The following is a 23,416-nucleotide window of genomic DNA, read 5'->3' as shown; positions in this document are numbered from 1 at the left end:
AGATTCAAAAATAAATGTAGATTATTAATAATTTCGTTTTTAATTAAATATATATGAATATTGTAAATTCACTAATAAAAATTTTTGTAGGTGATAAGGCAAAGAAAGACTTAAAGGCAATTCAGCCTATTGTTGAGAAAATAAAGGCTTACGCCAGTCAGTTAGAGAATATTTCTAACGATGAGCTTCGTGCAAAAACTATTGAATTTAAAGAAAAAATCAAAGGAGCAAGGGCAGAAATAGATGCCAAAATCTTTGATTTACAGCAACAAGCAAATCAAACCGAAGATATTGATAAAAAGGAAGATTTGTATACTGAAATAGATAAGTTAAATACCGAAGCATACGAAGTTTCAGAGAAAACACTCAATGAAATTTTACCAGAAGCTTTTGCTGTTGTTAAGGAAACTTCAAAACGATTCGCTAATAATCAGATACTTACTGTAACTGCAACTCCTTATGATAGAGAACTTTCTGCAACAAAAAGTTATGTGAGCCTTGATGAAGATAAAGCCATTTGGAAAAATTCGTGGGACGCAGCAGGTAAGGAAGTTACGTGGGATATGGTGCATTACGATGTGCAACTTATCGGAGGAATCGCTTTACATCAAGGGAAGATTGCGGAAATGCAAACAGGTGAGGGTAAGACACTTGTAGCAACATTGCCTGTATATTTGAACGCTTTAACAGGAAATGGAGTTCACTTGGTGACCGTGAATGATTACTTAGCAAGAAGGGATAGTGCGTGGATGGCTCCGTTGTTTGAGTTTCACGGAATGCGTGTAGATTGTATTGATAATCACCGACCTAACTCCGAAGAAAGACGTAGGGCATACAATGCTGATATCACTTACGGAACAAATAACGAATTTGGTTTCGACTATTTACGTGACAATATGGCACATACTTCCGCTGATTTGGTTCAACGTGCTCATAATTATGCCATTGTCGATGAGGTGGATTCTGTGTTAGTTGATGATGCACGTACTCCACTAATCATTTCAGGACCAACACCTAAGGGAGAATATCACGAGTTTAACGAGTTAAAACCAATTGTTTCTGATTTAGTTTCAAAACAAAGACAATATTTAACAAAAGTTCTTGCTGATGCACGTAAACTCATCGCAGAAGGAAATACTAAAGAAGGAGGTTTCTTGTTGCTTCGTGTGCATCGTGGATTGCCTAAGAATAAGGCACTTATCAAGTTTTTAAGTGAAGAAGGAGTGAAGCAACTTCTTCAAAAAACTGAAAATTATTATATGCAGGATAACAATCGCGAAATGCCAAAAGTTGATGAAGAACTTTATTTCGTGATTGATGAAAAAAATAATCAAATTGAGCTGACAGACAAAGGGTTTGCTGATATTTCTTTTGATGGAGATAAAAATTTCTTTGTACTTCCTGATGTTAGTATCGAAATAACAAATATTGAGAAACAAAATCTTCCAATTGAGGAAGAAGCTGCTTTGAAAGAAAAACTTTTCCAAGAATTTAGTGTAAAAAGTGAGCGTATTCACACACTTAATCAATTGTTGAAAGCATATACATTATTTGAAAAAGATGTTGAATATGTGGTAATTGACAATAAAGTTTTGATTGTTGATGAACAAACGGGACGTATTATGGATGGTCGCCGTTATTCTGATGGATTACATCAAGCTATTGAAGCTAAGGAAAATGTAAAAATTGAGGCAGCAACACAAACTTATGCTACAATTACGTTGCAAAATTATTTCCGTATGTACAATAAACTTTCGGGAATGACAGGTACTGCAATTACGGAAGCTGGGGAGTTTTGGGAAATTTACAAATTAGATGTAATGGAAATTCCAACAAACCGACCAATTGCACGTAAAGACCAAAATGATTTGATTTACAAAACAAAGCGTGAAAAATATAATGCTGTAATTGAGGAGGTTGTGCGTTTGTCAGAAGCGGGGCGTCCTGTGCTTATTGGTACAACATCGGTGGAGGTTTCTGAATTGCTAAGCCGAATGCTTACAATGCGTAAGATTAAACATAACGTATTGAATGCTAAGTTACATAAAAAAGAAGCTGACATTGTGGCAGAAGCAGGGCAACCTGGTGTGGTAACAATTGCAACGAATATGGCTGGTCGAGGAACGGATATTAAACTTACGCCTGAAGTAAAGGCTGCTGGAGGTTTGGCAATTATCGGAACGGAACGCCACGATTCACGCCGAGTGGACAGACAGCTTAGAGGGCGTTCAGGTCGTCAAGGAGACCCAGGAAGTTCACTCTTCTATGTTTCTTTGGAAGATAATCTGATGCGACTATTTGGTTCTGAGCGTATTGCTAAATTGATGGATAATTTGGGACATAAGGAAGGCGATGTGATTCAACATTCTATTATGACCAAACGTATTGAAGCCGCACAGAAAAAAGTAGAGGAAAATAACTTTGGAATCCGTAAACGTTTGCTGGAATATGACGATGTGATGAATGCTCAAAGAGAAGTGATTTACAAACGTCGTCGTCACGCTTTGGAAGGAGAACGCCTTAAAGTGGATTTGGCAAATATGATTTTTGATACTTGTGAGGTAATAGTACAGGGGAATAAAGGTGGAAATAATTACAAGAACTTTGAGTATGAGTTGATTAAATATTTTGCTTTGAAAACACAAATTACTGAGTCAGAGTTTGCGAAAACCTCAGCTAATGATTTGGTTTTCAAATTATATAAAGAAGTCTTGGCTCATTATCATCAAAGAACAGAGAAAAGCGCAGAAATAGCTTTTCCTGTGATAAAGAATGTTTATGAAAATCCATCAAATACGTACGAGCGTATCGTAGTTCCTTTTACAGATGGTCAAAAAGCACTTAATATCGTTACGGACTTAAAAGAAGCTTACGAAACCAATGGTAAACAATTAATTAATGATTTTGAAAAGAATATTACTTTAGCGATTATCGATGAGGAATGGAAAATGCACTTACGCCGAATGGATGAGTTGAAACAATCAGTTCAGTTGGCAGTTCACGAGCAGAAAGATCCGCTGTTAATCTATAAGTTTGAAGCCTTTGAACTTTTCAAAACGATGATTGATAAGGTAAATAAAGAAATCGTTTCGTTCTTGTTTAAAGCAGAGTTACCACAACAAACACAACCTGTGGAAGAAGCAAGGATTTCTCAAGAACCCGAAAATTATCAAACTTCAAAAGAGGAAGTTTTGAATAGTGATGAAATAGCAAGTCGCCATCGACAGGCAATGGAGCAGACACAGCAACGTCCGCAAGTGGTTGAAACTATCGTTCGTGAGCAACCTAAAATTAATAGAAATGAACGAGTTACCATTCAAAATATCCGAACAGGAGAGCGTAAAGAAATGAAATACAAACAAGCTTTACCTCTTATCGAAAAAGGAGAATGGGTAGTTTTGCCTAATAGCTAATTACATTATAGATAAAAAAATAGTCCTGATTTTCAGGACTATTTTTTGTTTTTATATATTAATAAGTAAACAATGGTCTATCTTCCATAAAGTCATTTACTTTTTCTGCGATTTCTTCTAAATGTTCGTCGTTGTGGTGATTTTTAATAACTTCATCAAAAAGGTCTGCAATGATTTGCATATCAGCTTCTTTCAAACCACGTGTGGTAACAGCAGCAACTCCAAGACGAATTCCTGAAGTTACAAACGGACTTTTATCATCAAACGGAACCATATTCTTATTTGCTGTAATATCAGCTTTTACAAGTGCTTTTTCAGCATCTTTTCCGCTTATATTTTTATTTCTTAAATCAATGAGAATTAAATGATTATCTGTTCCTCCAGAAACAATATCATAACCTTTTTCGATTAAAGCTTTTGCTAAGGCTTTCGCATTTTTTTGTACTTGGATGGTGTAATGAAGAAACTCATCGGAAAGAGCTTCTCCAAAGGCAACTGCTTTCGCAGCAATTACGTGCATTAATGGGCCACCCTGATTTCCTGGGAAAACTGCTAAATCTACTAAAGAAGACATCATTCTGGTTTCTCCTTTTGGAGTTTTTAATCCGAATGGATTTTCAAAATCTTCACCCATTAAGATAAGTCCACCACGAGGTCCACGTAAGGTTTTGTGCGTGGTAGTTGTTACGAAATGGCAATGAGGAATAGGGTCGTTTAGCAGACCTTTTGCGATAAGCCCTGCAGGGTGAGCAATATCAGCTAAAAGAAATGCTCCAACACTATCTGCAATCTCTCTAAATCGTTTAAAATCAATATTTCTCGAATAAGCCGAATATCCGGCAACAATCATTTTAGGTTTTTCTTTTTGAGCAATTTCTGCAATTTTATCGTAATTGAGCATACCTGTTTCTTTCTCAACTCCGTAAGATACAGCACGGAATATTTTCCCAGAAAAGTTCACAAGAGAGCCGTGTGTTAAATGCCCTCCGTGAGCAAGGTCTAATCCTAAAATAGTATCACCGGGTTGCAAACAGGCAGAGTAAACAGCAGCATTAGCTTGTGAGCCGCTGTGAGGTTGTACATTGGCATATTCTGCACCAAAGAGTATTTTAGCTCTGTCGATAGCAAGTTGTTCTACTTCGTCAACTACTTCACAGCCACCATAATAGCGACGACCTGGATATCCTTCGGCATATTTGTTTGTTAGAACGGAACCTGCAGCTTCCATTACTTGTGGGCTTACAAAGTTTTCAGAAGCAATAAGCTCAATTCCACGTAGTTGTCTTTCTTTTTCGTCTTCAATTAATTCAAAAATGTGTTTGTCTCGTAACATATGGTTTCAAATTGTTTATATTATCCCCCAAAGGTAGTCTTTTTTGTAATATTTTGATGTGTTTTTTAGGAAAAGTTTTCTCAGTTATTTTACTTGTATGATTTGTAAAGAAATAAATTATTTGTAGTTTCATTTTTGAAATATTTTCATCAAAAATTTTATTTATATTCTGCAAAATAATATATTTGTTTCCTCAATTGTGGTAGCTATAAATTGTAATATATGTTTGAGAGTTCAGTTTCACCAGTGCTTCAAACTTGGATTGATGTTTCGGAAGACTCTGATTTTCCGATTCAGAATATTCCTTTTGGAGTTTTTTTAACCCCTGATGATGTTGTTACCATTGGAACGAGGATAGGCAACACAGCAGTTGATTTGGGAGCAATGCATCGTTTGGGATATTTCAAAGGAATTGCCTTGGCTGATGATATTTTCTCTCAAGATTGTTTGAATGATTTTATCTCAGATGGAAAGAAAACTTGGCGTTTGGTCAGAAATCGCATTGCTGAAATATTCGATGTGAACAATCCTTCCTTAAGAGATAACGAAAGGCATCGTAAGATAATTTTATTCAATTTAGATGAAATTGAAATGCAGTTACCTGTGCGAATAGGGGATTATACGAACTTTTATTCGAGCAAGAATCAGATGTCTTATATGGAGAATTTGAAAAAAATTAATCAATATGAAGATTTTTTAGTTTCTCCACTTAGTTTTCCTTTGGGATACCACGGTAGAAGCTCTTCCATCGTGCCTTCAGGAATTCCAATTCATCGTCCATACGGACAAATTCTTCCAAAAGATGCTTCGAAATTAGAGCTTTTGCCATCGAATGAAGTTGATTTTGAGCTGGAAATGGCGTTCATAACCACAGATGCAAACGTTTTGGGAGAAAGCATTCCTATTGAGGAGGCAGATGAATATATTTTCGGGATGGTAATTTTTAATAATTGGAGTGCGAGAGATATTCAGAAATGGGAACGGACACAGCCAACTTCTTCATTTTTAGCGAAAAATTTTGCTTCGTCTATTTCTCCTTGGATAGTTACAATAGATGCTTTGGCTCCTTTCAGAGTTAGAAAGGAAAAACAAATTCCTGAGCCTCTTCCATATCTTCAAAAGGACAAAAATTATACGTATGACATTCATTTAGAGGTGTTTTTGATAACTTCGGAAGCAAATACAACGATGATTTCAAAAACAAATTATCTGAACACTTTTTGGACGATGGAACAACAACTTACACATCATACCATCAGCGGTTGTAAGGTGAATAGTGGTGACTTGATGTCAAGCGGAGCTATTTCTGGAAATACAGATGAAAGTGGTAGTTCTTTACTCGAAATTACACAGGGAGGAACTAAAAAAATTGTACTGAATAATGGTGTTGAACGTACGTATCTTGAAGATAATGATATAATTACAATAAAAGGTTACTGCCAAAAACACAATCTTCGTATTGGATTTGGAGAGGTGAGTAATATGCTTTTGAAACCTTGTATAAAAAATGTAAGATAAACACTTAAGAATTATAAATAACTGAAAAACAAAAGAAATTAGTAAATATTTATTTTCTTTTTGTTTTTTGAACTACTAAATAAAAATTTTTATGATACAATCTATGACTGGCTTTGGTAAAAGTGTTGTCTCACTTGCCGATAAGCACGTAAGTATAGAAATTAAGTCATTGAATAGCAAGAGTATAGATATTAATACTCGTATTCCTTTGATATACAGAGAGAAAGAGTTGGAGTTTCGTAAAATCCTTGCAGATGAATTGCAACGAGGTAAGGTGGATTTTAGTATTTTTGTTGAGAATACGAATTCCCAGACTTCTGTTAAAATCAATGAAAATGTTGTGAAATCATACATTGCACAGATGAAAAATATAGTTGATGGTGACACAACAGAACTCCTGAAAATGGCTGTACGTATGCCAGATGCTTTGCAAACTTCCGTTGAGAATATTTCTTCTGATGAGTTTGAAACTATATCGAAGCATATTTTGTTGGCAATCAGTGATTTGAAAAAATTTAGAACTGAAGAAGGTTTTGTGCTTAAAGAGGATTTTACTCTCAGAATACAAAACATTCGAGATTTACTTAAAGATGTAGAGGCCTTAGATTCAGAACGTTTGATACTCGTTCGTGAGCGTTTGGAGAAGGCCATTGCTGAAATTCGCAATGTAGATGCTAATCGTTTTGAGCAAGAGTTAATTTTTTATCTGGAAAAACTGGACATCACAGAGGAAAAAATTCGATTGAAAAATCATTTGGATTATTTTATTGAGACACTAAATTCAGGAGAATCCAACGGACGAAAATTAAGTTTTATTGCTCAAGAGATTGGAAGAGAAGTAAATACATTGGGTTCAAAAGCTAATTTTTCACCGATGCAACAGGTTGTTGTACAAATGAAAGATGAACTCGAAAAGATTAAAGAGCAAGTTTCCAACGTTTTGTAATTTAGCATTATATTTTACAATTTTCTATTAAGATGAATAAATTAATCATATTTTCTGCTCCTTCTGGTAGTGGTAAATCGACCATTGTACAACATTTATTATCACTCGAAAAATTAAACTTAGCATTCTCTATATCAGCTACTTCAAGAGCTCCCAGAGGAAAGGAACAACATGGGAAAGAGTATTATTTTCTTTCTATAGATGAATTTAAAGAACGCATCGCTTTGGGTGATTTTTTGGAGTGGGAGGAAGTTTATGAAGGAAATTTTTATGGAACTTTGAAAACAGAGGTAGAACGATTATGGTCGTTAGGTAAAGCCGTTGTTTTTGATATTGATGTGGTTGGCGGATTGCGAATTAAAGAGCAATTTCCAGATCAGAGTTTGGCTATTTTTGTAAAGCCACCAAGTATTGAAGAACTGGAGAAAAGATTACGAAATCGGCAAACTGAAAGTGAAGAAAAAATAAAAATGAGATTAGATAAGGCTTCACAGGAATTGGCTCAGGCTGAAAAGTTTGATGTAATAATCGAAAATGATGATTTGCAGAAAGCTTTACAAGAGGCTGAAAACGTGGTAAGTAAATTTTTAAAATCAACATAGACTACAATGGGTAAAAAACAAGTAGGGTTGTTTTTTGGGTCTTTTAATCCGATTCATATTGGTCACTTAATCATCGCAAATCACTTAGTGGAACACAGCACGATGGATGAACTTTGGTTTGTGGTTACTCCTCAAAATCCTTTTAAAGAGAAACATTCATTATTAGATAATTATAGTCGTTTTGAGATGGTTCATAGGGCTGTTGAGGAGTATGAAAAGTTACGTCCTTCTGATATAGAATTTCATTTGTCCCAGCCCAATTATACGGTAAACACATTAGCTTATCTGGAGGAAAAATATCCTACATTTGATTTTGCTTTGATAATGGGGGAGGATAATCTTAAAAGTTTTCATAAATGGAAGAATTATGAGCATATTTTGAGAAATTACTCTATTTTTGTGTATCCCCGTATTTCTGAAGGAAATATTCCAGAAGAGTTTGAAAATCATTCAAATATAATAAAAATAAATGCTCCCATAATTGAGTTGTCGGCAACCTTTATCCGAAATGAAATTAAGGAAAAAAGAAACGTACGTCCGTTATTGGCTCCAAAAGTTTGGCAATATATAGACCAAATGGGATTTTACGAGAAGTAAAAAATCAAAATTCAGAAGAAAATAAGTGATTTTTTTGTTTTTTGTGTTCTTTTTTTATATTTGTTCTGTGTAATTTAAAAATAGAAGTATTAAAAAATGTGTATTGGCTTGTTTGTTCTTGTTTCTGCACTAAAGGCACATAGTGTTGTTGGTCGTTGGAAAACCATTGATGATGAGACAGGTAAAGAAAAATCAATAGTTGAGATTTACGAGAAAAATGGTTTGGTTTACGGGAAACTTGTAGAACTTCTGGAAGAAAAAAATAAAAATGCTACTTGTTCAGCTTGTTCAGGAAGTAACAAAAATAAACTTTATTTAGGATTAGTTATTATTACTGGTTTGAAGAAAGATGGAGATGAATGGAATGGAGGAAAAATTTTAGATCCCAAAACAGGAAAAGAATACAAATGTAATATGGCATTAGAAAATTCTGACAAATTGAAAGTGAGGGGGTATTTGGGAATTTCTCTCATAGGGAGAACACAATATTGGCAAAGAGTTCGATAGAGAAGACAACATATTAAAATAAAAAATCCGAAGTTAAAGCTTCGGATTTTTTTATGTTTTTTAATTATTTATTCACAAAATAGATGAGCAAAATTATACCAATGATAATCCTGTAATAACCCCAAATTTTAAATCCATATTTAGTTAGTAAGTGTATGAAAGATTTGACGGCAATCATTGCAACAATGAAGGCAACAAGGTTTCCAATGATGAAAATTAAAATATTTTGTTCAGAAGCTAAAATTATTTCGTAACCTTTTTGTTTTATAGTTTCAGTTCCCCAATCTTTAAGGAAAATGGAATAAACCGTGACAGCAAGCATCGTAGGTACGGCAAGGAAAAAAGAAAATTCAGCAGCAGCTTTTCGGCTTAATCCTTGTGTCATACCACCAATGATTGATGCAGCTGAGCGTGAAGTACCTGGCATCATAGCCAAACATTGCCAAAACCCAATGATGACTGATTTCTTTATTGAAATTTCTTTTTCATTAGTTATTTTAGGATTTTTAAACCAATTGTCAGCAAAAAGAAGAATTATCCCTCCTAAAATTAATACAATTGAAATTGCAATTTGATTGCCAAGAACAGCTTCTATTTTGTCGTCAAACAGTTTTCCCAGTATAAGTGCAGGGATTACGGCACAAATAAGCTTAATGTAAAAATTTAAGTTTGAAAAATCAAAAAATTTCTTCCAATACAACACAACTACCGAAAGAATAGCCCCAAACTGAATGGAAACCTGAAACATTTTCAGAAATTCAGATTCTTCAATCCCAAGTAAAGAGGCTGTAAAACCCATATGAGCAGTAGAAGAAATTGGCAAGTATTCTGTAAGTCCCTCAATAATAGCAATTATGATAGCTTCAATTGTGTTCATTATTTTTTAGATTTATTAGGATTTAATAAGATGGCATAAACTTCAACAGCAAAACCCAACAGAACTAGGGTAGGAGCTAAATGAATGCGTCTGAAACTAAAGATAGAAGCATCAAAAACATTGGGATCATCGCTTCCTCCTCCACTCATCAATATAAATCCTAATGCAATGATAGCTAATCCAATAAGCATAAAAATGTAACTTTTCCTTCCAAAAATTAATGTCGAATGATGTTTATTCATAACAATTTAGTATGTTTTATTTTATCAGTAATAAAGGTCGTTAGTATTCAAATTTAGGAACCGCTGGGCAGCAAAAAAGGTACTTATCCAACTAATCAATATCCCTATGATGAAGATAATTGAAAAAACAATAATCATATCATTAGTACTTGAAAATATCTCAAATTCAGCGGATATTGAACCAATGTATGTTAAACAACCATAAAGAAGTAGTATGGCAAGAATTGCACTCAAAATTCCTAAACGGATATTTGTTAAAATGAAAGGTCGGCGAATAAATCCGCGAGTAGCTCCTACAAGTTGCATCGTTTTGATAATGAATCGTTTGGAATATATTGACAAACGAATAGAAGAATTTATAAGGAGAATGGCTATAAAAGTGAATAAACTACTGAAAATCAAAAGTATTATTCCAATTCTGTTTACATTCTCGTGAATAAGTGTAATCAATGATTTATCATAAACTACCTCAGAAATAAACGAATTTTGGGATAATTCTTTTTCGAGTTCTTTCATTTTTTCAGGTTCTGCAAATTCGGCTTTTAGGCTCAAATCAATGGAGTTTTGTAGCGGATTATCACCAATAAAAGTAACAAAATCTTCGCCAATTTCTTCACTAAAAGTTTCTGCAGCAACTTCTTTTGGTATGAATTTCAATGATTTAACATATTCTGTGATGGAAAGCGTTTTTTGTAATTGTTCAATATCAGCCTCTTTAGCATCGTCTTTCAAAAAAATTGTCATAGAAACTTGCTCCTTAAAGTAATTTGCCAATCGTTTTGAACTCAAAATTAAAAATCCTAAAGTACCTAATAAAAATAATACCAAAGTGATACTTATTATCACTGAAAAATAAGAAGTTATTAATCTTCGTCTGTTAAATTTTTCGATTGATTGTGCCAATTTCTTATATTTTTCAAAATAGTTCCGTAAAGGTATAAAAAAGTTAGGAAAATGCAATAGGAAGTTATAAAAATTGATGATTAAATACTTTTTGATATTTAATCTTAGTTTTGTAAATGTCTAAAAAAGAGACAATTTAGAGACGAAATCATAAATCTTCATCTCTAAATTGTCTCAAAAAATATAAACTCTGTTACTTAGTTATTTGCATTCAAATCTTTTAAAACATTCACAGCTTCATCAATGTAAACATCTTGCTGTAAGGTTTCGTGCCAACGGTCACGACGTAATTTTAAATCTTCACTTCCTTGAATTTTAGCTTCTTCTGAAGGAAGAGACACAAATTTTAGATTTGATTTGTAATCTGAAATGGCTTTAAATCGTTTAGCTTCTTCTTCATCTTTTTCAATAATTTTTTTATAAGCTTCGTGATTTAGAGGGAAAACATTTTTATCTTGTTGTTGTTTTACCCATTTAGCATTTTCATCAATGAGTTTTAAATGAGCGTTTTCACTGATTCTTTTGTTACTATTTTGGATAGCTTTCTCGAAGTTTTTTTGATTTTCCCAAGATTCAAATTTCACGGCATCAATTTTGTCCCATTTCATTGCATTGATTAGGTCGCGTTCTCCAACATCAATGTATTTGTATTTATCTGGAACAACAATGTCACTTTTAACTCCTTCCAATTGGGTAGAGCCTCCATTAATACGATAGAACTTTTGAATTGTGTACTTCAAGGCTCCTAAATCTCCAAATGAATTTTGACGAACATAATTATTCAAATCTTCAAAACTCTGAACGGTACCTTTTCCGAATGTTTGTTTTCCTCCGATTACGATAGCTCTTTTGTAATCTTGCATAGCTGCTGCCAAAATTTCAGAAGCAGAGGCTGACAATTCATTAACAAGAATAACTAGTGACCCATTCCATTGGATACGAGAGTCCGTGTCTGATAAAACATCAATACGACCACGAGGTGATTTCACCTGAACGATAGGTCCATTTTTGATGAATAAACCACCGAGTTCAACCACAGCTTTTAATGAACCTCCTCCGTTGTTTCTCAGGTCAATAATTAAGCCATCAATATTTTCTTTTTTAAGTTTTTCAATTTCTAAAGCCACATCTGAAGCTGCATTTCTTTCCTTATGGTTTTTGAAATCAATATAAAACTTAGGCAAATTAATGATACCATATTTTTTGTCACCATCTTCAATGATTGCGGCTTTTGCAAATGTTTCTTCTAATTCTACCATATCACGAACAATTGGTACAACCTCGATGGTTCCGTCAACACGCTTCACAGTAAGGCGAACCTCTGTTCCTTTGGGACCTTTTATCAATTTTATAGCATCATCTAATCGCATACCTACAATATCCACAGGTTCTTCATCTCCTTGTGCCACTTTTAAAATATGGTCGCCAACTTCCAAAAGTTTTCCTTTCCAAACTGGACCGCCAAGCATTATACCTGTGATGCGAATACCATCTGCTTTCTTTTGTAGTTGAGCCCCAATCCCCTCAAATTTTCCCGACATATCACGGTCGAAATTATCTTTGATATCAGGAGCCATATAAGTAGTGTGTGGGTCGAAAGTTTCAGTCATTGCATTAACATAAACACTAAACCATTCTTCTTTTACCGTGTCATTGAGGAAAGAAAAAAGTTCAAGAAGTGTTTTTTCAGAAGTTTCAATAGCTTCTTTTTGTAATTCTTTATCCGATTTTACTTTGTAGTTGGCATCTTTTTCTTTTTTGTTTTTTTCCTCTTTCTCTTTTGTTATGTAATTAGAAAGGATTGAAAATGTGATGATTCGTTCCCAACGTTTTTGGAGTTCAGCCTTGTTTTTCACGTATGGAATCTTCTCAAAATCAGTATTGATAGTTTCCTTTGATGAAAAGTTGAAAGGCTTTTTGAAAATATCTTTTGTAATATCCTGAGCTTCTTTCATTCTTTGAGTTAATCTGTTGTAAGTTAGGTTAAAGAATGTAAGGTCGTCATTTTTTAAATCATCGTCCAAACGAGTTTCATATTTTTTGAATTCGTTAATATCTGATTGTAAAAAATAACGTTTTTGGCTATCCAAATGCTCAATGTAATTTTTGTACATTTGTTTGGAAAAGTCATCATTAACATCAATAGGATTGAAGTGTTTGTTTGTAAGAATGTGTTGGATAATTTCTACCAGAAGTTTGTCCTTTTCTGGGTCATCGAATTTTTTGCTCACGAAACTGCACGAAGCAAAGGAGACAAATAATAGTGTAAGTGATATTGAAAAATTTCTCATTGTGAAATAAATACTTTAAAGATTGATACATTAAATAATAATCACTATTTTTAATAAAAAAATATGGATTTTGAAAGCAAAATCAATGCCACATTTAATTAAAGAGGCAAACTTACGTAAAAAAAATCAATTTTTTGCATATAATCAGATAAATAAGTTGATAAGTCTTTTTTGCTGAATTAGTTAAGAAATATCTTTTTGAAAAGTTTATTATCAACCTTCTGATTATTAGATGCTTATTTTGAAGAGTAATTTTTTTCTTGCAAAGGAATCAAGCGGGTTGTGCTTTTTTGTTAAAAGTTTGCCATTTCATTCAAAATCTGTACTTTTGGACAAAAATTTTCAAAATATGTCAGTTGAAGTAAGGGAATTAACACGGCAATATGGAAGTCAAATTGCTGTAAATCAAATCAGTTTTAATTTGAAGAAAGGAGAAATAACAGGTTTTTTAGGACCAAACGGAGCTGGAAAATCTACAACAATGAAAATGATTACAGGTTCGTTAATCCCAACAAAAGGAGAAATAACAATTGATGGGAGCAATATGCTGAAAACACCTATATTGGCTCAGAAAAAAATAGGATATTTGCCAGAACATAATCCGTTGTATTTGGAAATGTATGTGCGTGAATATCTATCCTTTATGGCTGATTTGTACGGAAAAATTCCCCGAAGTAGAGTAGAGGAAGTGATTGAAATCACAGGACTTACGCCTGAAAGTAATAAAAAAATTGAGCAACTTTCGAAAGGTTATCGCCAACGTGTGGGACTTGCTTCTGCATTAATTCACGACCCAGAAATTTTAATTCTCGATGAACCAACTACGGGACTTGACCCCAATCAACTTGTTGAAATTAGGAGTATTATAAAAGAATTAGGGCAAAATAAAATAGTTTTACTTTCATCACATATTATGCAAGAGGTTCAAGCAATCTGCGATAGGGTTATTGTGTTGAACAAAGGAAATATAGTTTTAGATAAAAAGATGTCAGAACTTCAAGGAAAAGAGCAAGTTATAGAGGTAGCATTCGATTTCAGAGTAGAAGAACGTCTTTTAAAACAAATTCCAAATGTAAAGTCAGTTGTTAACGAATTTGAGTTTTTGTACAATATTTCATTTGATACAGAAACAGATATGCGTCCTGCTGTATTTGATTTTGCAAAAGAAAATGGACTTAAAATATTGCAAATCAATTATAAGCATAAAACTTTGGAACAATTATTTACAGAATTAACAAAGTAAGAAATTTACTTTTTAGTTTGGTATGTTCCAAAAACAAAATTAGAATCTACCAACTTATTACCTTCAGAATTCAATATCACTAAGTCAGTAATGGTTATAAGATGGTCATAACGAAGCACTTCTTGTGTAGTTTCATTCAAAACCGGTTTGGTTACGATTGATATTTTTCCTCCAGTGGCTTCAAACTGAGATATAACAGAAGGTGATGCAGGTGGGTAACTTCCGCAGAAATACGAGGTGTTTACAGCATCACTAAAAGTTCTGTAATATAGTTTGTAATCGTTTGAAATGATACCAGATAGATTATTTTCTTCGTTTTTTAGAACCCCTTTTGGTAGTTCTAAAACCAATGCCTGTTTTGAGTTGTATTTAAATAGGAATGTAGCAGTTGTATCACTTGTGCAAGACAAAACGTTAGAATTATCAAAAGAGATAGTTTCCACTTCCAAATCTCCATCATTACAAGCAATTAGACATAAAGCAAAAATAAAACTCAAAAAAAGCACTTTTCTTTTCATCATTTTTAATTTTTTTGCAAAAGTAAAAAATAATCTTAATGGGTAAAGAAAATTTTATTTTAAAAATGATTGTTAATGATTTTTGGTTTGAACTTTTATGTCATTTCAAGAAACTATTTTTTAAAACAAAATCCCTCCCAGAAAATTATTATTGCATTTAATTATGAGAGGGATTTATTTTTTTTCTATTTTTCCGCAACTAATTCTGCAATTTTTACGATAACCTGAGTGGCTTTTTCTAAACTTTGTACAGGAACATATTCAAACTTTCCGTGGAAGTTGTGCCCACCTGCAAAAATATTTGGACAAGGTAATCCCATATAACTTAGTTGTGAACCATCTGTCCCACCTCGTATTGGCTTGATAATAGGGTTGATACCTAATTCTTTCATTGCTCTTTCCGCAACTTCTACAATATGGAAAACAGGTTCTATTTTTTCTCTCATATTAAAGTATTGGTCTTTAATCTCTACCGAAACTGCATTAGTATATTCTTTGTTTAATTCATCTACAATTTGTTGTACAGTTTCTTTGCGTTTTTCGAATAATTTTCGGTCGTGGTCACGTATAATTAATTGAACCACTGTGTTTTCTATATCTCCTGCGACATCAGTTATGTGATAGAAGCCTTCGCGTCCGCTGGTACGTTGCGGAATTTCATTTTCTGGTAATGCACTAATGAATTGATTAGCAATTAGTAATGAATTAATCATTTTGTTTTTAGCATAACCAGGGTGAACGCTTTTTCCTTTGAAGTGTACTTTGGCACCCGCAGCATTAAAACTTTCGTATTCTAATTCACCAATTTGGCTTCCATCCATTGTATAAGCCCAATCCGCACCAAATTTTTCTACATCAAATTTATGTGCTCCACGACCTATTTCTTCATCAGGAGTAAATCCTACTCTAATTTTTCCGTGCTTAATTTCAGGATGTTGTATTAAATATTCCATTGCTGTAACAATTTCAGCAATTCCAGCTTTATCATCAGCTCCCAAAAGTGTTGTGCCATCAGTGGTAATAATGGTTTGTCCTTTGTACAGAAGTAAATCTTCAAAGTAAGAAGGAGAAAGTATTATGTTTTTTTCTTTGTTTAGGACGATGTCTCCTCCGTCGTAATTTTCGACAAATTGTGGATTGACATTTTCTCCTGAAAAATCAGGTGAAGTGTCAAAGTGAGCGATAAATCCGACGGTAGGAACCTCATAATCAACATTAGAAGGAAGTGTCGCCATTACGTATGAATTTTCGTCAATTGTAACATCTTCTAAACCAATAGATTTTAATTCTTCCACTAATAAACGAGCCAAATTCCATTGCTTATCAGTACTTGGAGTAGTCTGGCTTTCAGGGTCAGACTGTGTGTCTGTTTTTATATACGTTATGAAACGTTCTACTAATTTTTGCATAATATTTTTGAGTATTTTGATTATAAAATTAACGCCCAAAGATATAAAAAATTGTGAAATTTAGCGTTTAAAAAATCAAAAATCAATTGAAGTTTCAGCGTTTTTTTCTATATTCGCACCAAATTACTATTTACAATGAATTTAACTTCAGAAAATATACTATTAATAGGCTCTTTGTTGTTGCTAGTCAGTTTAGTGGCAGGTAAAACATCTTACAGATTTGGTGTTCCAACATTGATTTTATTCTTAGGAGTGGGAATGCTCGCTGGTACTGATGGGATATTAAAAATTCAGTTTAATGATCCTAAATTAGCCCAATTTATAGGTATTATTTCACTAAATTTTATCTTGTTTTCTGGAGGTTTAGAAACTCGTTGGAAGTCGGTAAAACCTATTCTTTTTCAAGGGATTATGCTCTCAACGTTAGGCGTTTTGTTAACGGCGGTCAGCTTGGGGCTTTTTGTATGGTATATTACTGATTTTACGTTATTTGAAAGTCTTTTGTTAGGTTCAATCGTCTCTTCAACTGATGCAGCAGCTGTATTCTCTATATTACGCTCTAAAAATTTGGATTTAAAGTTTAATCTTCGTCCAACTCTGGAGTTTGAAAGTGGAAGTAACGACCCGATGGCTTATGTACTGACAACCACATTTTTAGGCCTAGTTCAAATTCCCGAGCAATCTGTTTGGATGGTTATTCTCGTGTTTTTACGTCAGATTATTTTGGGAGGTGTTCTTGGTTTTGTTTTTGGGAAACTTAGTAAGTTGATTTTCAATAGAATACAATTAGGCTTTGAAGGGCTATATCCTGTACTAGCAATCGCTTTGATGTTTATAACTTTTTCAGGAACTGAAGCACTTGGCGGAAATGGATTTTTAGCAATTTACATATGTTCGGTTTTTCTTGGAAATCAGAACTTTATACACAAAGGAAGTGTTCTAAAAGTATTTGACGGATTGGCTTGGTTAATGCAAATCGTTCTGTTCTTAACTTTGGGTCTTTTGGTCGTTCCAACAGAAATAATTCCTTTAGCTGGTTTAGGACTTTTAATATCAGTATTTCTGATTTTGGTAGCCCGACCTTTAAGCGTATTTTTAAGTACGATTCCTTTTAGAATGTGCTTTGCTCGGCGTTCTTATATCTCGTGGGTTGGGCTACGAGGAGCCGTACCAATTGTATTTGCAACATACCCGCTTTTGGCAGAAATAGATAAAGCTCATATCATTTTTAATATTGTGTTTTTCATTTCTGTAACTTCGGTTTTGATTCAGGGAACAACACTTTCGGTGGTAGCGAAGTGGCTGAATATAGCTTCTGTTCAGCAAGATGTTGAAAATGATGAAAATCCTGCTGATGCAATCATTCGTGAACATCCAAAGGCTGTGATGCAAGAAATTTTAATACCTGCCGATAATCACATTATAGGCAAGAAAATAGTTGAACTTGAGTTCCCTAAAAATGCGATTATTGCAATGATAAAACGAGATGAAAAATATATAACGCCCAATGGTTCAACTAAAATAAATCCTAACGATATGCTTATTGTTATTTCTGATAATGAGTTGGCTATGACAGAGGTATATGATATGTTAGAAATTGTTAGTGAATAGATTTTTTTCTTTCCTTTACATAAAAGGAGAAGTTAGCCGTAATATTTTCTCAGCTAATTGTTTGTATTTTGGTCTTTTTTCCCATTTTTCTAATGTGAGAGTTTCAGCGTCAAGAAGGTCTTTGTGAAAAGTTTCTCGCAATTGAAGAGCAATATCTTGGTTGTAAATAAGTGCAGATACTTCGAAATTGAGGTCGAAACTTCGTGCATCTAAGTTGGCGGTACCCACTGAAGCCCATTTGCCATCAATTACAAAAGTTTTTGAATGGATAAATCCTTTTTTGTAGAGATAGATTTTCACACCTGCTCTCAATAATTCCTCAAGAAATGACTGAGAAGTGATATTTACTAAGAAGGAATCCCCTTCTTTTGGAAGCAATAATTTAACTGATATTCCGCTAAGTGAGGCTATAATAAGAGCTTCTTGCAGAGAAGTATCAGGAATATAATAAGGTGTAGTTAAAAGAATTTCCTCTTTAGCTGAATAGATAGCTTGAATTGTTGTGTAAAGAATTGTAGGTAAGTCAGAATCAGGACCACTATAGGCAATTTGAGTATAATAATTTTTTAGTAGATTTGAAAAATCAGTTGGGAAATATGTTGGTTGTATTGTTATGTTTTCATTACTACAGAAGTTCCAATCCGATAAGAAAACCATCTGTAATGAGAGAGATGTAACTCCTTTTATCATCAAGTGAGTATCACGCCAATAAAGTTCATTTTCTGCCGAATTGATGTACTTGTCACTAACATTAATTCCTCCCACGAAAGAAGTTTTTCCATCAATAACTACAATTTTCCGGTGGTTGCGATAGTTTATTCTATTAGCGAAATAAATAAAATTAATTTTATGGAACGGGAATACTTGTACTCCGTTTTCTTTAAGTTCTTTAACAATGTTTTTACGAATGCTTCTGCTTCCAAAATCATCGTAAATGAAACGGACTTCAACTCCCTGACGAGCTTTTTCTATCAATATTTCTTTTACTTGATTTCCAATTGTATCATTTTCATAAATGTAATATTCAATATGTATGTGTGATTTTGCATTTCGCATTTCACGAAGTAACACAGGGAAAAGATTTTCTCCATTATTTAAAATCTCTATTGAACTATTTGGAGCTACAAAAGTTTGTTCTGTTTGTGAAAGAAATCGAATAATTTCCATATTCTCACTCAAAGAAGGCTGTTCCAGATGATTTTTTCTAAGAATTTCGATTTTTGTTTCTAATTCGTTGCGAAAAAATTGGTCTATTTCTAGTTTTTTGTTATAAATTTTATGTCTTCTGTAGTTAATTCCGAAAGAAAAATAAAAAATTATACCTAAAACAGGTATAAAAATAACTAAAAGCAGATATGCTAACGTTTTACTTACTGAACGTGTGTCCCAAATAATCCGAAGACAAACAGCAATTAGTAAAATAATGTATACGATTTGAATGAAAGCCAAGAAACTCATCTCAATGGTATTTACAATTTTAGTTAAATAAGTTGGTTACAAAGCTACAAAATAAAATAAATTTTATCAAATAAAAGAAGTTTAATTTATTTATAATCAAAATTTTAATTGAATTTCAGAAAGAAAATAAATTAAAAAATCACATATTAACTTGTGGATTAAATATTTTTCCATACATTTGCAACTTCAAAAACTAGTACATAATAATCATTAAATAATATTGGAATGTATTTAACAAAAGAAGTAAAAGCAGAAATTTTTAAAAAACACGGTGGTTCAGAAACCAACACAGGTTCAGCAGAAGGGCAAATTGCCTTATTCACTTTCAGAATTAATCACTTAACAGAACACTTGAAAAGAAATAGAAAAGATTTCAACACAGAGCGTTCATTGGTGAAATTAGTAGGTAAACGTAGAAGTTTACTTGACTATCTGAAAACAAATGATATTGAGAGATATCGTGCAATTATCAAAGAATTAGGTATTCGAAAATAATCAAAAAGGGGCTTTTTGCCTCTTTTTTTAGTTATTACCAAAAATAAAAGTATTTCTTCTTAGGAAAATTTGAACTAAATTATTTAATAAGCCGTTGGTACAAACCAACCATTGGGAAGCCCAAACAACAACACAACGCCTAATGTTTAATTAAAAAATAACAAAATGATTCCAGAAGTTAAAAAAGAAATTATTGATTTAGGCGACGGAAGAACCATTTCCATTGAAACTGGAAAATTAGCAAAACAGGCAGATGGTTCAGTTGTTGTACGTATGGGAAATGCAATGTTGTTGGCAACAGTGGTTTCCGCAAGAGAAATTAACCCTGAAACTGATTTTTTACCACTAACGGTAGATTATCGCGAAAAATTTGCTGCTGCGGGGCGTTTCCCTGGCGGATTTTTCAAGCGTGAGGCACGTCCCAGTGACCAAGAAGTGCTAACAATGCGTTTGGTCGATAGGGTGTTACGTCCGTTATTCCCTAAAGATTATCACGCTGAAACTCAAGTGATGATTCAGCTAATGTCGCACGATGATAATGTAATGCCTGATGCTTTGGCAGGATTGGCGGCTTCGGCTTGTATCGCTGTGTCGGATATTCCTTTTGACGGACCCATTTCAGAGGTTCGTGTAGCACGAATTGATGGTAAATTTATCATAAATCCTAACAGAGAGCAACTTGCACAATCTGATATGGACATTATGGTAGGAGCTTCCAAAGATTTTGTGGCAATGGTTGAAGGGGAAATGGATGAAGTTTCTGAAAAAGATATGGCGGAGGCTATCAAATTTGCTCACGAAGCCATCAAACTTCAAATTGATGCTCAAATCCATTTAGCGGAAAAAGTAGGTAAAACCGAAAAACGTACTTATGAGCCAGAGCTTGAAAATGAAGAAGTTGAACAAAAAGTGTATGGTTTGGCATATCCGAAATGTTATGCTATAGCCAAAGAAAATACTTCAAAACAAGAGCGTGGTGAAAAATTCGCTGCTGTAAAAGAGGAGTGTTTAGCGTTATTCTCTGAAGAAGAGCAAGAAGAGTTTGCAACGCTAATCAGTAAATATTTTGGAAAAGCTCAAAAAGAGGCGGTTAGAAATCTTATTTTAGATGAAAATATTCGTTTGGACGGACGGAATACGACTCAAATTCGTCCTATTTGGTGTGAGATAGATTATTTACCATCAGCTCACGGTTCTTCTATCTTTACACGTGGTGAAACTCAGTCACTTACAACAGTGACTTTGGGAACTTCTCGTGAGGCTAATGTAATCGACTTGCCAACAGAACAGGGTGAAGAACGTTTCTACTTGCATTATAACTTTCCACCATTCTCAACAGGTGAAGCTCGTCCGCTTAGAGGAACTTCCCGAAGAGAAATCGGTCACGGAAACTTGGCACAACGTGCCTTAAAACGAATGATTCCTGCAGATTGCCCTTACACGGTTCGTGTAGTTTCTGAAATTTTAGAGTCGAATGGTTCTTCATCAATGGCTACGGTATGTGCTGGAACTCTGGCACTTATGGATGCTGGTGTACAAATGACCAAACCTGTATCAGGAATTGCAATGGGCTTGATTACTGATGGCGAAAAATATGCAGTGCTTTCCGATATTTTAGGAGACGAAGACCATTTGGGGGATATGGATTTCAAAGTAACTGGAACTAAAGATGGTATAACGGCTTGTCAGATGGATATCAAAATCAAAGGATTAACGTATGAAATTCTGGAAAAAGCCTTAGAACAAGCTCGTGAAGGACGTCTACACATTTTAGGTAAAATTACTGATACTATTGCTGAGCCAAAAGCAGAAGTGAAACCTCACGCACCGAAAATTGTTACTATGGAAATTCCGAAAGATTACATTGGTGCAGTTATTGGTTCTGGTGGTAAAAATATTCAAGGAATTCAACAAGAAACGGGTACAACTATTGTTATTGAAGAAGAAGGCGATTTCGGTATCATTGAGGTTCTGGGAACTGACCCAGAAGGAATGGAGAGAGCTATCAATGCTATCAAAGCGTGTATTTTTGAGCCTGTTGAAGGAGAAACGTATAGCGTAAAAGTTACAAAATTGTTGGATTTCGGTGCTGTGGTTGAGTTTGTTCCTGGTAAAGATTCTTTACTACACATTTCTGAAATGGCTTGGGAACGCACTGAGAAACCATCAGATTTAATAAAAGAAGGGGATATTATCGAAGTGAAATACATTGGTATTGACCCCAAAACGCGTAAACAGAAAGTATCTCGGAAAGCGTTGTTACCACGCCCTCCAAGAGAGGATAAACCTAGGAATGATAGACCAAGAAACGAGAATAAACAAAGACACCAAAAATCAGATAACAAAGAAAATAATCAATAAAACAAAAGAGGCTTATCATAGCCTCTTTTTTATTTCTATAAATAATTTTTTAAAATATTTCCTTCCATTTGGTATTAGGATTATATTTTAAAGTACCCTTTTCCACCAACAAAGGGGAGGCAATGTTATTGGTATATAAAGCTCCTGTCCCTAATCCTTGAGGCATTGGATTATTAAGTGTAAAAGTCCATTGGGCAATGGCATTCAGTCCGATATTACTTTCTAAGGCACTGGTTATCCACCAACCTATTTTCTGTTTCTCAGCGAGAGAAATCCATTCTTCTGAATTTTTATATCCTCCTAAAAGAGAAGGTTTTATGATGATATATTGCGGTTTTATTTTTTCCAAAAGTTTTTTTCTGTCAGAGAGGTGAACTACCCCAATAAGTTCTTCATCTAATGCAATCGGAATAGGTGTATTTTGACAAAGAGCTGCCATTTGTTCAATCTGATTTGCCTTGATTGGCTGTTCAATGGAGTGTAACTCTAATTCGCTCAGGCGTTTTAATTTTTCCAAAGCTTCCTCCGGTGCAAATGCTCCATTGGCATCTACACGAATTTCAATATCTTGTGACGAAAATTCTTTCCGTAGATTTTTCAAAATTTCATATTCCTGTTCAAAGGCAATTGCCCCAATTTTCATTTTGATACAATGAAAACCTTGTGCGAGTTTCTCTCGTATTTGCGATTTCATAAATTCGGGGGTACCCATCCAAATCAGTCCGTTAATAGGAATGTTAGACTTTCCTTGCGTAAAATCAGAAGGAAATAAAATATATTGATTATCAGATTTTAATGACCTAAAAGCTTGTTCTACACCAAATTGAATAGAAGGAAATTCGGTAAGTTCATTAAGTAAAGATGTTTCTCCTAATGCAATATTATCACAGACCCATTGCAACTTGTCTTCATAGTCGGGGCGGTCATCAAAGCTCAATGATTTTAGCAAACCACATTCGCCAATTCCTTTTTTTTCTCCATCAATAATTACTAAAAAATAGGTTTCTTTCTGGGTCAGTATTCCTCTTGATGTTCCCGACGGACGTTTGAAATTTAAAATATATTTTTCGTAAAAAGCGTTCATCAATTTTT

General features: G+C 33.9%; 19 protein-coding genes. 10 read left to right on the top strand and 9 right to left on the bottom strand.

Translation table 11 applies throughout. The features are described from left to right. Window positions 1-53 precede the first annotated feature (53 nt). Window positions 54-3,413 (top strand): preprotein translocase subunit SecA, encoded by a 3,360-nt coding sequence (gene secA, locus YW9_RS0102095; RefSeq protein ID WP_018278524.1) that lies wholly within the window; start codon window positions 54-56, stop codon window positions 3,411-3,413. A 58-nt stretch (window positions 3,414-3,471) separates the two neighbouring features. On the opposite strand, the gene glyA is transcribed toward secA, so the two are convergent. Further along, window positions 3,472-4,746 carry a serine hydroxymethyltransferase gene (glyA, locus tag YW9_RS0102090; RefSeq protein ID WP_018278523.1) on the bottom strand — a complete coding sequence of 425 codons (1,275 nt, stop codon included), beginning with the start codon at window positions 4,744-4,746 and terminating at the stop codon, window positions 3,472-3,474. A 222-nt stretch (window positions 4,747-4,968) separates the two neighbouring features. Here glyA and fahA point away from each other — a divergent pair, with 222 nt between their 5' ends. The 5 genes from fahA (at window position 4,969) to YW9_RS0102060 (ending at window position 8,916) form a co-directional block, all read left to right on the top strand. Beyond that, on the top strand, window positions 4,969-6,264 hold the full coding sequence (fahA, locus tag YW9_RS0102080) for a fumarylacetoacetase (RefSeq protein ID WP_018278521.1): 1,296 nt from the start codon (window positions 4,969-4,971) through the stop codon (window positions 6,262-6,264). Window positions 6,265-6,355: 91 nt separating this feature from the next. Then, window positions 6,356-7,210, top strand: coding sequence for a YicC/YloC family endoribonuclease (locus tag YW9_RS0102075; protein WP_026193746.1), 855 nt, complete (start codon window positions 6,356-6,358; stop codon window positions 7,208-7,210). Window positions 7,211-7,242: 32 nt separating this feature from the next. After that, entirely contained in the window at window positions 7,243-7,812 is a 570-nt protein-coding gene (gene gmk, locus YW9_RS0102070; RefSeq protein WP_018278519.1) for a guanylate kinase, read from the top strand. Window positions 7,813-7,818: 6 nt separating this feature from the next. Beyond that, window positions 7,819-8,409, top strand: a complete 591-nt coding sequence (nadD, locus tag YW9_RS0102065) for a nicotinate (nicotinamide) nucleotide adenylyltransferase (protein WP_018278518.1) — start codon at window positions 7,819-7,821, stop codon at window positions 8,407-8,409. A gap of 96 nt (window positions 8,410-8,505) precedes the next feature. Beyond that, the gene (locus YW9_RS0102060; RefSeq protein ID WP_018278517.1) at window positions 8,506-8,916 is read left to right on the top strand and encodes a DUF2147 domain-containing protein; all 411 of its coding nucleotides are present in this window, start codon (window positions 8,506-8,508) and stop codon (window positions 8,914-8,916) included. Between the two features lie 64 nt (window positions 8,917-8,980). Here the strand turns inward: YW9_RS0102060 and YW9_RS0102055 are convergent, their stop codons facing one another. The 4 genes from YW9_RS0102055 to YW9_RS0102040 all read right to left on the bottom strand — a co-directional run bounded on the left by YW9_RS0102055 (window position 8,981) and on the right by YW9_RS0102040 (window position 13,229). Further along, complete coding sequence (locus YW9_RS0102055) at window positions 8,981-9,793, bottom strand: undecaprenyl-diphosphate phosphatase (protein ID WP_018278516.1); 813 nt, start codon at window positions 9,791-9,793, stop codon at window positions 8,981-8,983. After that, window positions 9,793-10,035 carry a DUF3098 domain-containing protein gene (locus tag YW9_RS0102050; protein WP_040353614.1) on the bottom strand — a complete coding sequence of 81 codons (243 nt, stop codon included), beginning with the start codon at window positions 10,033-10,035 and terminating at the stop codon, window positions 9,793-9,795. Before YW9_RS0102050 ends, YW9_RS0102055 begins: the two co-directional genes overlap by 1 nt. Before the next feature lie 24 nt (window positions 10,036-10,059). Continuing rightward, window positions 10,060-10,938, bottom strand: a complete 879-nt coding sequence (locus tag YW9_RS0102045) for a cell division protein FtsX (protein ID WP_026193744.1) — start codon at window positions 10,936-10,938, stop codon at window positions 10,060-10,062. 197 nt (window positions 10,939-11,135) lie between these two features. Continuing rightward, a complete protein-coding gene (locus tag YW9_RS0102040; protein ID WP_026193743.1) occupies window positions 11,136-13,229 on the bottom strand; it encodes a carboxy terminal-processing peptidase in 2,094 nt (697 codons plus the stop codon). A gap of 349 nt (window positions 13,230-13,578) precedes the next feature. Between YW9_RS0102040 and gldA the strand changes: the two genes are divergently transcribed. Beyond that, a complete protein-coding gene (gene gldA / locus YW9_RS0102035; protein ID WP_026193742.1) occupies window positions 13,579-14,472 on the top strand; it encodes a gliding motility-associated ABC transporter ATP-binding subunit GldA in 894 nt (297 codons plus the stop codon). A gap of 5 nt (window positions 14,473-14,477) precedes the next feature. Here gldA and YW9_RS0102030 read toward each other — a convergent pair whose 3' ends face one another. Together YW9_RS0102030 and pepT are read right to left on the bottom strand one after the other, a co-directional pair. Then, window positions 14,478-14,990: a hypothetical protein gene (locus YW9_RS0102030; protein WP_026193741.1), complete on the bottom strand. Its 513-nt coding sequence runs from the start codon at window positions 14,988-14,990 to the stop codon at window positions 14,478-14,480. Window positions 14,991-15,175: 185 nt separating this feature from the next. Continuing rightward, the gene (gene pepT / locus YW9_RS0102020) at window positions 15,176-16,399 is read right to left on the bottom strand and encodes a peptidase T (RefSeq protein ID WP_018278509.1); all 1,224 of its coding nucleotides are present in this window, start codon (window positions 16,397-16,399) and stop codon (window positions 15,176-15,178) included. Between the two features lie 135 nt (window positions 16,400-16,534). Here pepT and YW9_RS0102015 point away from each other — a divergent pair, with 135 nt between their 5' ends. After that, entirely contained in the window at window positions 16,535-18,010 is a 1,476-nt protein-coding gene (locus YW9_RS0102015; RefSeq protein ID WP_018278508.1) for a potassium/proton antiporter, read from the top strand. A gap of 15 nt (window positions 18,011-18,025) precedes the next feature. Here YW9_RS0102015 and cls read toward each other — a convergent pair whose 3' ends face one another. After that, window positions 18,026-19,468: a cardiolipin synthase gene (cls, locus tag YW9_RS0102010; RefSeq protein ID WP_018278507.1), complete on the bottom strand. Its 1,443-nt coding sequence runs from the start codon at window positions 19,466-19,468 to the stop codon at window positions 18,026-18,028. A 225-nt stretch (window positions 19,469-19,693) separates the two neighbouring features. On the opposite strand from cls, the gene rpsO reads away from it, so the two are divergent. Together rpsO and YW9_RS0102000 are read left to right on the top strand one after the other, a co-directional pair. Next, a complete protein-coding gene (rpsO, locus tag YW9_RS0102005) occupies window positions 19,694-19,963 on the top strand; it encodes a 30S ribosomal protein S15 (RefSeq protein ID WP_018278506.1) in 270 nt (89 codons plus the stop codon). 165 nt (window positions 19,964-20,128) lie between these two features. Next, window positions 20,129-22,324, top strand: coding sequence for a polyribonucleotide nucleotidyltransferase (locus tag YW9_RS0102000; protein ID WP_018278505.1), 2,196 nt, complete (start codon window positions 20,129-20,131; stop codon window positions 22,322-22,324). Between the two features lie 49 nt (window positions 22,325-22,373). Here the strand turns inward: YW9_RS0102000 and YW9_RS0101995 are convergent, their stop codons facing one another. After that, the gene (locus YW9_RS0101995; RefSeq protein ID WP_018278504.1) at window positions 22,374-23,408 is read right to left on the bottom strand and encodes an o-succinylbenzoate synthase; all 1,035 of its coding nucleotides are present in this window, start codon (window positions 23,406-23,408) and stop codon (window positions 22,374-22,376) included. Window positions 23,409-23,416: the final 8 nt, after the last annotated feature.

The sequence above is a fragment of the Capnocytophaga cynodegmi DSM 19736 genome, assembly GCF_000379185.1.
Lineage (GTDB): Bacteria > Bacteroidota > Bacteroidia > Flavobacteriales > Flavobacteriaceae > Capnocytophaga > Capnocytophaga cynodegmi.
The sequence above is the reverse complement of the archived record's forward strand: the minus strand, read 5'-3'. Positions and strand labels throughout refer to the sequence as shown.